The organism is Bradyrhizobium cosmicum (assembly GCF_032290525.1).
GTDB lineage: Bacteria > Pseudomonadota > Alphaproteobacteria > Rhizobiales > Xanthobacteraceae > Bradyrhizobium > Bradyrhizobium cosmicum_A.
This window is the reverse complement of record NZ_JASXTA010000008.1, coordinates 80001-94742: the sequence shown is the minus strand read 5'-3', so window position 1 is coordinate 94742 and position 14742 is coordinate 80001. Positions and strand designations below refer to the sequence as shown.

At 62.0% G+C, this 14742-nt stretch carries 8 protein-coding genes, 2 tRNA genes and 2 rRNA genes (1 of these 12 cut by a window edge); 8 read left to right on the top strand and 4 right to left on the bottom strand.

Annotation, left to right across the window (positions count from 1 at the left end; all coding sequences use genetic code 11):
• Window positions 1-78: 78 nt before the first annotated feature.
• A complete protein-coding gene (locus QSV46_RS16520) occupies window positions 79-1281 on the top strand; it encodes a homoserine O-acetyltransferase (protein ID WP_314953359.1) in 1203 nt (400 codons plus the stop codon).
• 28 nt (window positions 1282-1309) lie between these two features.
• Window positions 1310-1972, top strand: coding sequence for a methionine biosynthesis protein MetW (gene metW, locus QSV46_RS16515; RefSeq protein ID WP_314952968.1), 663 nt, complete (start codon window positions 1310-1312; stop codon window positions 1970-1972).
• Between the two features lie 94 nt (window positions 1973-2066).
• Here the strand turns inward: metW and QSV46_RS16510 are convergent, their stop codons facing one another.
• Window positions 2067-2930: an alpha/beta hydrolase gene (locus QSV46_RS16510; RefSeq protein ID WP_314952967.1), complete on the bottom strand. Its 864-nt coding sequence runs from the start codon at window positions 2928-2930 to the stop codon at window positions 2067-2069.
• A gap of 214 nt (window positions 2931-3144) precedes the next feature.
• Between QSV46_RS16510 and QSV46_RS16505 the strand changes: the two genes are divergently transcribed.
• A complete protein-coding gene (locus QSV46_RS16505; RefSeq protein WP_314952966.1) occupies window positions 3145-3927 on the top strand; it encodes a TIGR02594 family protein in 783 nt (260 codons plus the stop codon).
• A 120-nt stretch (window positions 3928-4047) separates the two neighbouring features.
• On the opposite strand, the gene QSV46_RS16500 is transcribed toward QSV46_RS16505, so the two are convergent.
• Window positions 4048-4836, bottom strand: coding sequence for an MOSC domain-containing protein (locus QSV46_RS16500; protein WP_314952965.1), 789 nt, complete (start codon window positions 4834-4836; stop codon window positions 4048-4050).
• Between the two features lie 258 nt (window positions 4837-5094).
• Between QSV46_RS16500 and clpB the strand changes: the two genes are divergently transcribed.
• Window positions 5095-7734 carry an ATP-dependent chaperone ClpB gene (gene clpB, locus QSV46_RS16495; RefSeq protein WP_314952964.1) on the top strand — a complete coding sequence of 880 codons (2640 nt, stop codon included), beginning with the start codon at window positions 5095-5097 and terminating at the stop codon, window positions 7732-7734.
• Between the two features lie 85 nt (window positions 7735-7819).
• Here the strand turns inward: clpB and QSV46_RS16490 are convergent, their stop codons facing one another.
• Window positions 7820-8086: a hypothetical protein gene (locus tag QSV46_RS16490; protein ID WP_314952963.1), complete on the bottom strand. Its 267-nt coding sequence runs from the start codon at window positions 8084-8086 to the stop codon at window positions 7820-7822.
• Between the two features lie 181 nt (window positions 8087-8267).
• Entirely contained in the window at window positions 8268-10331 is a 2064-nt protein-coding gene (locus QSV46_RS16485) for a M23 family metallopeptidase (protein WP_314952962.1), read from the bottom strand.
• A gap of 982 nt (window positions 10332-11313) precedes the next feature.
• Here QSV46_RS16485 and QSV46_RS16480 point away from each other — a divergent pair.
• The 4 genes from QSV46_RS16480 to QSV46_RS16465 all read left to right on the top strand — a co-directional run.
• A 16S ribosomal RNA gene (locus tag QSV46_RS16480) occupies window positions 11314-12802 on the top strand.
• 187 nt (window positions 12803-12989) lie between these two features.
• Window positions 12990-13066 (top strand) — tRNA-Ile (locus QSV46_RS16475).
• Between the two features lie 33 nt (window positions 13067-13099).
• Window positions 13100-13175: transfer RNA gene (locus tag QSV46_RS16470), tRNA-Ala, on the top strand.
• A gap of 406 nt (window positions 13176-13581) precedes the next feature.
• Window positions 13582-14742: ribosomal RNA gene (locus QSV46_RS16465) — 23S ribosomal RNA — on the top strand (it continues 1712 nt past the right edge of the window).
• Together the 16S and 23S rRNA genes with 2 tRNA genes alongside form the textbook arrangement of a ribosomal RNA operon.

The window sequence follows — 14742 nt, the reverse complement described above, 5'->3', positions numbered from 1 at the left end:
TATCGTTCAGGCCGGGTTTTTCATGGCCTGATGTCACTGCGGTCCCAAGTCTGATCGCAAACGAGGTCGATGTCAGAGATGGGTGGCGTCAAGTCTGTACCGAGTCCTGCGATCAGTGCCGACGAGCGGTCGCATGAGGTCGATCATCCGAGCTCGCAGGTCGCGCGTTTCGGCGCCGAGCAGCCGCTGCGGCTCGATTGCGGCGTCGATCTCTCCCCGTTCCAGATCGCCTACCAGACCTATGGCGAACTCAACGCCGATCGCTCCAACGCCGTTCTGATCTGCCATGCGCTGACCGGCGACCAGCACGTCGCCAATGTGCATCCCGTCACCGGCAAACCCGGCTGGTGGGAGACCTTGGTCGGGCCCGGCCGGCCCCTTGATCCCCAGCATTACTTCATCATTTGCTCCAACGTGATCGGCGGCTGCATGGGCTCGACCGGCCCGGCCTCTATCAACCCCGCGACCGGCAAGGTCTGGGGCCTCGATTTTCCCGTCATCACGATTCCGGACATGGTGCGCGCGCAGGCGATGCTGATCGACCGGCTCGGCATCGACACGCTGTTCGCCGTGGTCGGCGGCTCGATGGGCGGAATGCAGGTGCTGCAATGGACCGCCGCCTATCCCAAGCGCGTCTACTCCGCGCTGGCGATCGCCTGTTCGACGCGGCATTCGGCGCAGAACATCGCCTTTCACGAACTCGGCCGGCAGGCCGTGATGGCCGATCCCGACTGGCACAATGGCGGCTATGCCGATCACGGCATCCATCCGCATCGCGGCCTCGCGGTCGCGCGCATGGCCGCGCACATCACTTATCTGTCGGACGCGGCGCTGCATCGCAAGTTTGGCCGCCGCATGCAGGACCGCGAGCTGCCGACCTTCTCGTTCGACGCCGACTTCCAGGTCGAGAGCTATCTGCGCTACCAGGGCTCGTCCTTCGTCGAGCGCTTCGATGCCAACTCCTATCTCTACCTGACGCGCGCGATGGACTATTTCGACATCGCCGGCGACCATGGCGGCGTGCTGGCGAAGGCGTTCGCGGGCATCCAAACCCGCTTCTGCGTGGTCTCCTTCACCAGCGACTGGCTGTTCCCGACCTCGGAATCGCGCGCGCTGGTGCACGCGCTGAACGCGTCGAGCGCGCGGGTGTCGTTCGCCGAGATCGAGACCGATCGCGGCCATGACGCCTTCCTGCTCGACGTGCCCGAATTCTTCGACATCTCCCGCGCCTTCCTGCAATCGGCGGGCAAGGCCCGCGGGCTGACCGGCAAGAACGACTGACGAGAACGACTGACAAGGACGCCTAGCGATGTCTGTACAGGAAGTGCTGCCGCTGGGCGGCCTCACTGCGGAGCAGTCCGGCCAGTTTCGCGCCGATCATCTGCTGGTCGCCGGGATGGTCAAGCCCGGCTCGAAAGTGCTCGACGTCGGCTGCGGCGAGGGCGATCTGCTCCAGCTGCTCGAGACCCGCGGTATCGACGGGCGCGGCATCGAATTGTCGCGCGAGGGCGTCAACCGCTGCGTCGCCAAGGGCCTTGCGGTCGTGCAGGGTGACGCCGACACCGACCTCGTCAACTATCCGGACGACGCCTTCGATTACGTGATCCTGTCGCAGACGCTGCAGGCGACGCGACAGCCGAAGGTGGTACTGGAGAATCTCCTGCGCATCGGCCGCCGTGCCATCGTGTCGTTCCCGAACTTCGGCTTCTGGAAGATGCGGCTCCAGCTCCTGGTCGGCGGCCACATGCCGCGCACGGAGAATTTGCCGGCAAGCTGGTACGACACCGCCAACATCCATTTCTGCACCATCAAGGACTTCGTCGAGCTCTGCGACGCGATCGGCGTCAAGATGGAACGTGCCGAGGCGCTCGATCTCTACGGCCGCCCGCTGCGGCTGCGGATGCCGTGGTGGGTGTGGAATCTGTTCGGCGAGCAGGGCGTGTTTCTTCTCACGCGAGGCGGCAGGAAGTGACGCCGAAGGCGCCATTCCGGGCGATGCGGAGCATCGAGCCCGGAATCTCGAGATTCCAGCTCTGGTCCTTCGGACCATCCCGGAATGACATCGGCTAATGCGGCGCCAGCGACCGCGAATCGCGCACCGGCCATCGCCCCGCATCCACCAGCGTGACGAATCGCTCCACGGTCTCGTTGAACAGCGCGGGCTCTTCGAGGTTGAGCACGTGGCCCGACTTCGGGAACATCGCGAGGCCCGCCGCGGGCAGATGCTGCTTCAGAAACAGGCTGGCTCCCACGCACGGATCGTCCTCGTCGCCGCAGATGATCAGTGCGGGCGTGGCCACGTTCTTGATTGTATCTGTCATCGTGTAGATCGAAGGCCTGCCACCCTGGAAGCCGCGCATGGTGTTGGCCGAACCCCTGGCATCGTGCCGGGCCAGCGCGGCGTAGAAATCGGCGTGGCCGCGCGGGTCCTTCACCAGGAAGGGAATGCGGCTCGGCGCCTCGCGCGTGACCTTTGCGACTTCGGCGGAGCCGAGCGTCTCGAACTGCTCGGCGTTGGCGCGGCACTGCTTGCGCCAATTGTCGAGATTTTCGATCTCCGAGCCCGAGCCGACGCCGGCCAGCGTCATCGACAGCGCGCGGTTGGGCGCGTTCAATCCGATCTGGAGCGACGAATAGGCGCCCATCGAGAGACCGACCAGATGCGCGCGCTCGATCCCGAGATGGTCGAGCACTGCGAGTGCGTCGGTGTAGAAGTGCTTGTAGGTGTAGACCTCGCCGGCAGGCACATCAGACGGCGTGTAACCACGCGCGGAATACGTGATGCAACGATGGCCGCGCGAGAAGTAGCGCATCTGCGGCTCCCAATTGGTGTAGTCGGCCGCGAACTCGTGCAGAAAAATGATTGGCGTTCCCTGACCCGCTTCTTCGAAATAGATGCGGACGTCGTCCTTGGTCGTGGCGTGGGGCATTAACTGTTTCCCTCTCTTCATGCCGCAATTGCAGGATCGCAGTTAATGGTGTTGTCCGCAATGCGGCGGCATCGGGCGAGCCCGGCGCAAAATCATCGCAGCCATTCGCCGGCGCGGCGTCTTTTTCTCGCCACATCGGGCGGCTTAACGGCCAGACGGATGTCGGCCACCGCACGGGCCGATTGGAAGTGGGGGTGTCAACGAAGGATGAAGAATGTTCGAGTTGTTTGCGTCTCGCCTGTCGCGTTGTGTTGTCGCACTGGCGCTTTTCTTCGCGGCGATCGCCGTGGTTTCCTCTCCGGCCTCAGCGCGGCCGCATCATCGTCATAGCGCAGAGCGGCACGCCTATGTGCACCACGCCAGACATCATCATTACCGGCATCATGCACGCAGCTCGCGCTTCGAGCGCGGCGCGGCGCAGTTGCAGGCGAGCGGATTCATGAACACGCAGGCCAGCTACGATCCGAACGCCAATGCCGGCAGCATGGGTGACATGCGTTACGCGGGCGGCAGTGACGTAGGCTTCGGCGGAAACATGAGCCGCGTTGGCAAGATGAGCCGTGCCGGCAAGATGAGCTATGCTGTCAACAAGAGTAACGCTGGTGACATCGGCAACGCCGGCAACATGGGTGCGAGCGGCTTCGGCGGCGGCTCCGGCCTCGTCTCTGAGGCGCGCCGCTATGTCGGTGGCAATCCGACCGGGCGCGGCAGCCTCTGGTGTGCGCGTTTCATGAACATGGTGCTAGAGAAAACCGGCCACCGCGGCACCGGCTCGGACATGGCGAACTCGTTCGCGCATTACGGCACGCGTGTCTCCGGTCCTCAGGTCGGCGCCATCGCAGTGATGTCGCGCGGCGGCCGGGGCGGCCATGTCGGCATCATCACCGGCATCGACGCGCAGGGCAATCCGATCATGATCTCCGGCAACAACGGCAACCGCGTCCGCGAGGCGCCGGTCTCGCGCGGCCGGATCTATGCGTATGTGATGCCGAATTGACCGTGCCGTAGGGTGGGTAAAGGCGCGCAAGCGCCGTGCCCGCCAGCGGTATGTCGACGTTCGAAAACCGGAATGGTGGGCACGCTTTCGCTTTGCTCACCCTACGGCAGCGGCGCTCGTTCACACCAATCTCGGCTCTTCCACCGCGATCGCGTCACCGACGCCGATCTCGCCATCCGCGATGACCTCGGCATAGATGCCGCAGTCCATGTGGCCGAGATGGCGCGAGAGCGTCGGCGGTATCTCCAGATCGCGTGCGCCGGTCTGGGGGTCGACGTTGGTCGCCGGGCATCGGACGATGCGCTTGACGACTTTCAACCGGGCCTGACCGATCGCGAGCGTCTGGCCGACGAGGTCGAGCTCGGACCAGGCCGGCCAGCCCTTCACGTAGAGGTTGGCGCGGAAGCGGAGGGGATGCACGGCGGCGCCGCCGAGCATGGCCTCGATGGCATGGACGCTGCCGAGATTGATGATGGACACGACCTTGCGGGCGACGTCCGAAAAGCTGTGGTCGCGGCCGGACAGAACTTTTGGCGGGCCCTTCAGCTCCGGCTGGAAGTTCGCGCTGAAGTAGGCCTCGATGGCGGCGCGCCCGGCGGCAGTCTCGAGATCGCCGCTGGCGACGACCTGGCCGTCCTTGCGAATGGTCAGGCGATTGGTCGCGTCCTCGAACCGGCTGTCGAGGGAAGCCAGCCGCTCATTGCGAGCCAGCATCAGGAACTGGATTTTCGGCTTCCAGGCCGGCGCTTCGGGATCGAACCCGCTGGGGCCGTTCTCGATGGCGTAGCGGCGATCGGCGGGCAGGGTCTGGCCGGTCCTTAAGGGGACCCGCGTCAGGGCCTCCGGCGTCAGGCCCTTAATCGGGTAGCGATAGAGGCCGATGATTTCGGCGGTTTGGCTGGCTGTCATTGCGCTGAGTGTCATGCCGCTACTTAGGGGATTCGATGGAGGCCCGCCAAGCAGGCGGATCAGCGCACGAAATTGTGAACGCGCCTCTTCCGATCGAAGGGCACGCTTCCCACATCGGGGTCAGGCCGGCGCCAGCGTCGGCTGATAACGACCGCTTGCGGGTTGAGAATTATCAACGCGACCGGCGGAAACCCAATGAAGATGCTGTCTGGAGTGCCTTAGAGGGCTCCAGGGGCAGGCCGAGGGACAGAAAAGACCATGAATATCGACAAATACACTGAACGCTCCAGGGGCTTCATCCAGTCCGCGCAGTCGCTTGCGATGCGCGAGGGGCACCAGCAGTTTTCCACCCTGCACGTGCTGAAAGTCCTGCTGGACGATAATGAGGGGCTGGCTACCGGTCTGATCGACCGCGCCGGCGGCAATTCCCGCGCAATTCTGAAGGCGACCGAGGACGCCTTGGGCAAGGTGCCGAAGGTCTCTGGCGGCGGTGCCGGCCAGATTTACCTCGCGCCCGAGCTCGCCCGGACCTTCGATGCGGCTGAGAAGGCCGGCGAGAAGGCCGGCGACAGCTTTGTCACCGTCGAGCGGCTGCTGCTCGGCCTCGCGCTGGAGAAGACCAGCGAGGCAGGCAGCCTCCTCGCCAAGGGCGGCGTCACCCCGCAAAACCTCAATGCCGCCATCGAGGCGCTGCGCAAGGGTCGCACGGCCGATAGCGCGACCGCCGAGAACGCCTATGACGCGCTGAAGAAATATGCCCGCGACCTAACCCAGGCCGCGCGCGACGGCAAGCTCGACCCGGTCATCGGCCGCGACGAGGAGATTCGTCGCACCATCCAGGTGCTGTCGCGCCGGACCAAGAACAATCCCGTCCTGATCGGCGAGCCCGGCGTCGGCAAGACCGCCATCGCGGAAGGGTTGGCGCTGCGCATCGTCAACGGCGACGTGCCGGAGAGCCTGAAGGACAAGAAGCTGCTGTCGCTCGACCTCGGCGCGTTGATTGCGGGTGCAAAATACCGCGGCGAGTTCGAGGAGCGGCTCAAGGCCGTGCTCCAGGAAGTGACGGGCAGCGATGGCACCTTCGTCCTGTTCATCGACGAGATGCACACGCTGATCGGCGCCGGCAAGGGCGACGGCGCGATGGACGCTTCCAACCTGCTCAAGCCGGCGCTCGCCCGCGGCGAGCTGCACTGCATCGGCGCGACCACGCTCGACGAGTACCAGAAGCACGTCGAGAAGGACGCCGCGCTGGCGCGGCGCTTCCAGCCGATCTTCGTCAGCGAGCCTTCGGTCGAGGACACCATCTCGATCCTGCGCGGGCTGAAGGACAAGTACGAGCAGCACCATGGCGTGCGGATCACCGATTCCGCGCTGGTGGCGGCCACGACGCTGTCCAACCGCTACATCACCGACCGCTTCCTGCCCGACAAGGCGATCGACCTCATGGACGAGGCGGCTGCGCGGCTGAAGATGCAGGTCGATTCCAAGCCGGAAGAGCTGGATTCGCTCGACCGTGAGATCATCCGGCTCAAGATCGAGCAGGAAGCTCTCAAGAAGGAGAGCGATCTCGGCTCCAAGTCCCGTCTCGAAACGCTTCAGAAGGAGCTGGCCGAGCTCGAAGAGAAATCCGCGGCGCTGACCGCGCGCTGGAGTGCGGAGAAGAACAAGCTCTCGGATGCCCAGAAGCTCAAGTCCGAGCTCGATGCGCTGCGCGTCGATTTGGCCGACGCGCAGCGGCGCGGCGAATTCCAGAAGGCGGGCGAGCTGGCCTATGGCCGGATCCCGCAGCTCGAGAAGCAGCTCGCCGATATCGAGGCGCGCGACGGCTCCGGCGAGATGATGGAGGAGGCGGTCACCGCCAACCACATCGCGCAGGTGGTGTCGCGCTGGACCGGCGTGCCGGTCGACAAGATGCTGGAAGGCGAGAAGGAGAAGCTCCTGAAGATGGAGGAGCAGCTCGGCAAGCGCGTCGTCGGCCAGGCCGAGGCCGTGCGTGCCGTCGCAACCGCCGTGCGCCGTTCGCGTGCGGGCCTGCAGGACCCGAACCGGCCGACCGGCTCGTTCATGTTCTTGGGACCCACCGGCGTCGGCAAGACCGAGCTGACCAAGGCGCTCGCCGAGTACCTCTTCAACGACGAGACCGCGATGGTCCGCCTCGACATGTCCGAGTACATGGAGAAGCACTCGGTCTCGCGGCTGATCGGCGCGCCGCCGGGCTATGTCGGTTATGACGAGGGCGGCGCACTCACCGAGGCGGTGCGGCGCCGGCCCTACCAGGTCGTGCTGTTCGACGAGATCGAGAAAGCGCATCCGGACGTGTTCAACGTCCTGTTGCAGGTGCTCGACGACGGCCGCCTGACCGATGGTCAGGGTCGTACCGTCGATTTCCGCAACACGCTGATCATCATGACCTCGAACCTCGGTTCGGAATTCCTGGTGAATCAACCGGAGGGCGAAGACACCTCGGCCGTGCGTGAGCAGGTGATGGGAATGGTGCGGGGGCATTTCCGCCCCGAATTCCTGAACCGCGTCGACGAGATCATCCTGTTCCACCGCCTGCAGCGGAGCGAGATGGGCCGGATCGTCGAGATCCAGTTCACCCGGCTCCAGAAGCTTCTGACCGATCGCAAGATCGTGCTGACGCTCGACACTGCTGCCCGCGACTGGCTCGCCGCCAAGGGCTGGGATCCTGCCTATGGCGCAAGGCCGCTGAAGCGCGTGATCCAGCGCTACCTCCAGGATCCGCTCGCCGAGATGATCCTGGCCGGCGATGTCAGGGACGGGGACAACGTTGCGATCTCGTCCGAAGGCAACGTGCTGACGTTCAACGGCAAGGCGCCGCAGACCGCGGAGATCGCCCAGTTCGAGGCGCCGCTGTCGAAGCGCAAGCTGAACTGAGCGTCACGACCGGCTGAAACGATAAATCGCCCCGGAGAGGCTTACTTCTCCGGGGCGAATTGCTTTGGCGAGATCGGCTGGCTTGCTAGCTGATTGCAGATGCCGAGCCGGGATCGGCCGGATCTTCCTCCTCGCTGTCCTCTTCGAGCTCCGACAGGATGTCCACGAGCTCGCGCACCCGTCCCTGCGCCAGCGGGCGCAGATCATTGATCATCGGCTCGTCATTGGCGAGCCAGGCCTGGGCTTCGGCGAGCTGCTCGACAGTCGCGCCGGTTCCGATGATCTGGGCGATGGTAACGTCATCGGCCCCGCTGACGGCCTTGGTGACGTCGTCGCGTGAAAGACGTCGCATGATCGTCCTCCTGTTGCAGCGGGCACAAAATCTGCGCCGGACCAACTAATCCGCTTGGCGGCCGAACGGTTCCCATGGGCCGCAGCCCGGCGGGTTCCATGCTGTTCCGGCGAAGTTGAATGAAGCAGCAGGGGCTGCGGCACGCCGCAAGATCGGGGCAGCCGACTATCGGTTGGTGACGTTATCGGTTCGTGACCTGGAGCGGCCCGCCGGTTGCGTCCGACATGCGGGCGATGGCGCCATTGCGGCCGCTCATCATGCCATCGAGCCGGTCGCGCTCCTTCTCGAAGCCGGCCAGCATCGGGCCTTCCAGCGAACGGCCGCGCGGCAGCTTCACGCGCATCGGGTCGACGAAGCGGCCGTTGACCAGGATTTCGTAGTGAACGTGGGGGCCGGTCGACATGCCGCTGGAGCCGACAAAACCGATCACCTGGCCCTGTCGCACCTTCTTGCCCGGCTCCATGCCCTTGGCGAAAGCCGACATGTGGCCGTAGGCGGTCTCGTAGCCGTTGTTGTGCTTGATGCGGATGTACTTGCCGTAGCCGCCTTCCGGGCCGGCCTTCTCGATCAAGCCGTTGCCGGAGGCGAAGATCGGCGTGCCGTAGGCGGTGGCCCAGTCGACGCCGGTGTGCATCTTCACGAAGCCGAGGATCGGGTGGCGGCGGCCGCCGAAGCCGGAGCGCATGATCGCGTTGTTGACGGGTTTCCTGACCAGGAATTTCTTCGCGCTCTTGCCGGTCTCGTCGTAGTAGTCGACGACGCCGTCGTCGGGGCTCTGGTAGCGGTAGTATTTCTTGGTCTCGCCGCCGACCGTGAGCGAGGCGAACAGCACGTCGTTCTTTTCGCTCGACGTCACGCCCTCGTCCTCGCCGGCGTAGAACACGTCGAAGGAATCGCCGGGCTGCACCTTGCGCTGGAAATCGACGTCGTAGGAGTAGATCTTGATCATGTCGTCGATGACGGGCATCGGCACCTTGTTGCGCATCGCGGTCTCGTAGATGCTCTGGTAGAGCCGCACGCCGGTGCCGTCATCGTCATCGTCGTCGTCGCTGTTGGCGCTCGCCGCCGCATCAGCGACGGTGTTCATGCTGGAGACGTCGACCGCGACGTATTTGCCGAGATCGGACAGCGCCGCGATCGCCTCGACCATGGTCTCGTTGGCGACGACGACGCGGTAGGGCTGGAGCCTTGCCCCGGGGCTTGCGGGCGCCATCAGGATGCGAAGCTTCTCGCCTTCCTTCAGGCCGCCGTCGCGGCCGCGCGGGCCGAGCGTCGCGGTGATCGCCTTGATCTCGTCGGCCGTCGCGCCGAGATCGCGCAGCACGGCGGCGACGCTGTCGCCCTTCTTGACCAGATGGATGCGTTCGCTGTTCGGATTGCCGCCGGTGATCTGCTCCTTGGTCTTCGGCAGCAGCGTGACATTTTCCGGCACCACGCGCGTCTCGAACCCGGCATAGGGATCGGATGGTGAAGCTTCGGCAGCATAGGCGCTTCTGAGGTCGGACGGGCCGGTCGCGCCGGAAACGTCGGCGGCGGCGTTGGCGAGCGAGGCGTAGCGGACCCCGCCATTGCCGCGCCAATTGGCGGCATCACGCACCCGCATCAGGATGTCGTCGAGCGCCACCACCGCGGAAATCTTGGCCTTCGGCAGCACCTGCGACAGGTCCTTGGTGACGAAGGAGACCTCCGCGTCGGGCTCGACGGCTTCGGGATTATTGGGATCTTCGGACGCGGTCTTCGGATCGGAGCCGACGTCGGTCAGCATGCGCTGGGCGTTGAACGGCGGGATCTTCGCCGACAGATCGCTCGTCGTCATCGACAGATTGCCGGCAATCCGGACGAACGGGCGCACCCGCATCACGTCGCGGTTGCCGACGCGGGCGACCGTGGAGACGCGCACGATGTTGCGCGATGCGGTGGATTCGTTCGGCGGCGGCAGCCGGTCGCTCTTGTGCAACGTGGCGGCGCGATCGCCGGCGCCGAACGCGCCTCGCAGCGCGCCTTCGACCCGCTCCGGCACCTTGGCGAAGGTCATCTCGCCGTCGAGAGATGCGAAAACGGCGCCGCCGATCAGGGCCGCGCCGCAGAGTCCGGTCAGAATCGTGCCGCTGAACCATTGCACCGAGACGCGACGGCGATCGATGACGGCGGCTTCAGAACCGTCGACGGACAGCGGCGGCTCGTGGCCGAGATCGATGATCCCGGTCTCACGCCCGTAAGCGCCGCGTGACGTCCTGTGGTTCAAGCCAAGTCCCCCAATCAACGACCCAAAAGCCCGGTCTCGAACCTCTCCCTCGTCGCCCTCTTCGAGGCGCATCGCAGGAAAAGGGCAAGCCGCATAGGCGTCCGCGGTCAGAAGGCCCTGATGACGGGCCGGCCGAAATTACGAACAGCTAAGCGGAAAAAAGGTCTCTCGATGTCTCTCGAATGTCGAAGGAAGGCCGCGTCATCTGCAAGTCGCCTTCCTCTGACCCCATGAAAACCGCAGGCAGCCCCCACTGGCATCCCCGCGATTCAAGCTTGTCTCTTATCAGAACGCCGCGGGATTGTGGCTCTAGTACGGCGCCTCTTATGGAAAAAGTTTCCTCAAGGGGCGGGCGGCAGGGCCCGTCCGGGAGGGGCGCCGGGAACCGCCCCCGGAGCCCCCCAGGAGCGCGAACTTTTTTTGAGATTTTTTCCGGCGCGGGCTCCGCCGGCCTCGTCCATGGCCTCCTAATCAGTTGGAAACGCTGGATTTTTTCCGACGATCCACTGTGCGACGATTTGTTGACGATGGCCGTTGACAACGCCGATGGGTGGGGCCTATAACCCGACCACTGAGCGCGGCGCCGCCGGGTCACTGACCAAGGCGAGCGAACGCGCCACTGATGCTCCTCACCTTGTTGAGTGACACAACAGTCGACGTAAGTCGATTGGAGTTCATTCATCGTCGGTAAGGGTGTCGGAACCCTTCCTCCTAGGGAAGGTTGGGGCCTTCTGGTCCCGGGCTGTTTGACAAGTGAAGATGAAGAAAGAGAAACGTGGACGGCGGAGTCCTTGCGGGTCTCGCTTCTGAAAAGCTTCGGCTTTTCTGATCGAGACCGGACGAAAGACTTCGGCGGTACACGTTTCATAGGTTACACCATCGTTGCCAGCGATGTGAATCGCGGGCAGCTCGTCGATTTCGGTCGATGAAAAATGGTGGGACCTCGTCAAACGTTGTGATCAGCCGGTTCAAAGTTCAAGTCCAACTTGAGAGTTTGATCCTGGCTCAGAGCGAACGCTGGCGGCAGGCTTAACACATGCAAGTCGAGCGGGCGTAGCAATACGTCAGCGGCAGACGGGTGAGTAACGCGTGGGAACGTACCTTTTGGTTCGGAACAACACAGGGAAACTTGTGCTAATACCGGATAAGCCCTTACGGGGAAAGATTTATCGCCGAAAGATCGGCCCGCGTCTGATTAGCTAGTTGGTGAGGTAATGGCTCACCAAGGCGACGATCAGTAGCTGGTCTGAGAGGATGATCAGCCACATTGGGACTGAGACACGGCCCAAACTCCTACGGGAGGCAGCAGTGGGGAATATTGGACAATGGGCGCAAGCCTGATCCAGCCATGCCGCGTGAGTGATGAAGGCCCTAGGGTTGTAAAGCTCTTTTGTGCGGGAAGATAATGACGGTACCGCAAGAATAAGCCCCGGCTAACTTCGTGCCAGCAGCCGCGGTAATACGAAGGGGGCTAGCGTTGCTCGGAATCACTGGGCGTAAAGGGTGCGTAGGCGGGTCTTTAAGTCAGGGGTGAAATCCTGGAGCTCAACTCCAGAACTGCCTTTGATACTGAAGATCTTGAGTTCGGGAGAGGTGAGTGGAACTGCGAGTGTAGAGGTGAAATTCGTAGATATTCGCAAGAACACCAGTGGCGAAGGCGGCTCACTGGCCCGATACTGACGCTGAGGCACGAAAGCGTGGGGAGCAAACAGGATTAGATACCCTGGTAGTCCACGCCGTAAACGATGAATGCCAGCCGTTAGTGGGTTTACTCACTAGTGGCGCAGCTAACGCTTTAAGCATTCCGCCTGGGGAGTACGGTCGCAAGATTAAAACTCAAAGGAATTGACGGGGGCCCGCACAAGCGGTGGAGCATGTGGTTTAATTCGACGCAACGCGCAGAACCTTACCAGCCCTTGACATGTCCAGGACCGGTCGCAGAGATGTGACCTTCTCTTCGGAGCCTGGAGCACAGGTGCTGCATGGCTGTCGTCAGCTCGTGTCGTGAGATGTTGGGTTAAGTCCCGCAACGAGCGCAACCCCCGTCCTTAGTTGCTACCATTTAGTTGAGCACTCTAAGGAGACTGCCGGTGATAAGCCGCGAGGAAGGTGGGGATGACGTCAAGTCCTCATGGCCCTTACGGGCTGGGCTACACACGTGCTACAATGGCGGTGACAATGGGATGCTAAGGGGCGACCCTTCGCAAATCTCAAAAAGCCGTCTCAGTTCGGATTGGGCTCTGCAACTCGAGCCCATGAAGTTGGAATCGCTAGTAATCGTGGATCAGCACGCCACGGTGAATACGTTCCCGGGCCTTGTACACACCGCCCGTCACACCATGGGAGTTGGTTTTACCTGAAGACGGTGCGCTAACCCGCAAGGGAGGCAGCCGGCCACGGTAGGGTCAGCGACTGGGGTGAAGTCGTAACAAGGTAGCCGTAGGGGAACCTGCGGCTGGATCACCTCCTTTCTAAGGATGGTTCTTCAGAAGCTTGCTTCTATCGAACCGTTTTAGAAACATCAGTGGCCAACGGTCGTCAGGATCGTTGAGCTGCATTGGCGGGATTTCGCCGTCTACGTTTCTCTTTCTTCGCGGACGAACACGCGCTGGGGCTGCAGGCTTGCAGATCCCTGGTCCTTGACTGGATATGCGTTAGGGGCTTGTAGCTCAGTTGGTTAGAGCGCGCGCTTGATAAGCGTGAGGTCGGAAGTTCAAGTCTTCCCAGGCCCACCACACTCATCGAGTGAGCATTCGTCTTCTGGTTACGGGGCCATAGCTCAGCTGGGAGAGCGCGTGCTTTGCAAGCATGAGGTCGTCGGTTCGATCCCGTCTGGCTCCACCAGATGGTTTGCTCACCGAGATCTTGTACCGTCGTCCGCGAAACATCACTTCGCACCCACTAGTCCGGATGGACAGTGACGTGCGTGATTTCTGACATCGTAAAGAGGAGATCGATCCGAGTTGGATCGTGCAGCAAGCAATTGCTATGCGATACTTCATTATCTCCGGGTCATTTCGGCGCTCGTGCGTCTTTCAGGGCAGCTCACAAGGCTGCGTTTGAGAGACTAGCGAGTTGTAAATGATCCTTTTAGCGAAGCTTGACCGCCTCGCTATCGGAACGATCTTACGAAGCAAGCTGGTCTTTCTAATCATTGTCCGGCTGTACGTAGCGTTCATCGAGGGCGCGCGCCGCGAGGCAATCGTACAGACAACATTCTGCCGAGTGTGTGGACATTGATAATGAGAGCAATCAAGTGCCTTAAGGGTGTTCGGTGGATGCCTTGGCGCTGAGAGGCGATGAAGGACGTGCTACGCTGCGATAAGCCGTGGGGAGCTGCGAAGAAGCTTTGATCCGCGGATTTCCGAATGGGGAAACCCACCTTCGATAGCCGGAACTCCAAGACCTCAGTCGAAAGACTGTGGTGTGGGGTTCGAACAGAAATGTGAGATGCCTAAGCCTTTAGATTTCGATCGAAGAGGTTTTGGATTTCCGGTTATCAAGAGAAGGTATGAGACTTCTGAATACATAGGAGGTTTCAAGCAAACCCAGGGAACTGAAACATCTAAGTACCTGGAGGAAAGGACATCAACAGAGACTCCGTTAGTAGTGGCGAGCGAACGCGGACCAGGCCAGTGATACATCAAAGACAATCGGAACCAGTCAGGAAAGCTGGGCCTTAGAGGGTGATAGCCCCGTACGAGTAATGCGATGATGTATCCACGAGTAAGGCGGGACACGTGAAATCCTGTCTGAACGCGGGGGGACCACCCTCCAAGCCTAAGTACTCCTCAGCGACCGATAGTGAACCAGTACCGTGAGGGAAAGGTGAAAAGCACCCCGACGAGGGGAGTGAAATAGACCTGAAACCGGACACCTACAAACAGATGGAGCCCAAGATACGTTCTGGGTGACATCGTACCTTTTGTATTATGGGCCAGCGACTTAATTTAACGAGCAAGCTTAAGCCGATAGGCGAAGGCGTAGCGAAAGCGAGTCTGAATAGGGCGCCAAGTTCGTTGTATTAGACCCGAAACCTAGTGATCTAGCCATGAGCAGGTTGAAGGTGAGGTAACACTCACTGGAGGACCGAACGGGTGTCTGTTGAAAAAGACTCCGATGACTTGTGGTTAGGGGTGAAAGGCCAATCAAACTGGGAAATAGCTGGTTCTCCGCGAAAGATATTTAGGTATCGCCTCGGATGAATACCTCAGGGGGTAGAGCACTGGATGGGCTAGGGGGACTTACCGTCTTACCAAACCCAACCAAACTCCGAATACCTGAGAGTACTATCCGGGAGTCACACAGCGGGTGCTAACGTCCGTTGTGGAGAGGGAAACAACCCGGACCTACAGCTAAGGCCCCTAATTCGTGGCTAAGTGGGAAAGGATGTGGAAATCCCAAAACAACC

Excerpts from the sequence above, each read along its gene's own strand:
- QSV46_RS16510 (WP_314952967.1), bottom strand. The coding sequence starts at position 2,930 with ATGCCCCACGCCACGACCAAGGACGACGTCCGCATCTATTTCGAAGAA.
- clpB (WP_314952964.1), top strand. The coding sequence starts at position 5,095 with ATGAATATCGACAAATACACTGAACGCTCCAGGGGCTTCATCCAGTCC.
- QSV46_RS16520 (WP_314953359.1), top strand. The coding sequence starts at position 79 with ATGGGTGGCGTCAAGTCTGTACCGAGTCCTGCGATCAGTGCCGACGAG.
- QSV46_RS16500 (WP_314952965.1), bottom strand. The coding sequence starts at position 4,836 with ATGACAGCCAGCCAAACCGCCGAAATCATCGGCCTCTATCGCTACCCG.
- QSV46_RS16505 (WP_314952966.1), top strand. The coding sequence starts at position 3,145 with ATGTTCGAGTTGTTTGCGTCTCGCCTGTCGCGTTGTGTTGTCGCACTG.
- metW (WP_314952968.1), top strand. The coding sequence starts at position 1,310 with ATGTCTGTACAGGAAGTGCTGCCGCTGGGCGGCCTCACTGCGGAGCAG.
- QSV46_RS16490 (WP_314952963.1), bottom strand. The coding sequence starts at position 8,086 with ATGCGACGTCTTTCACGCGACGACGTCACCAAGGCCGTCAGCGGGGCC.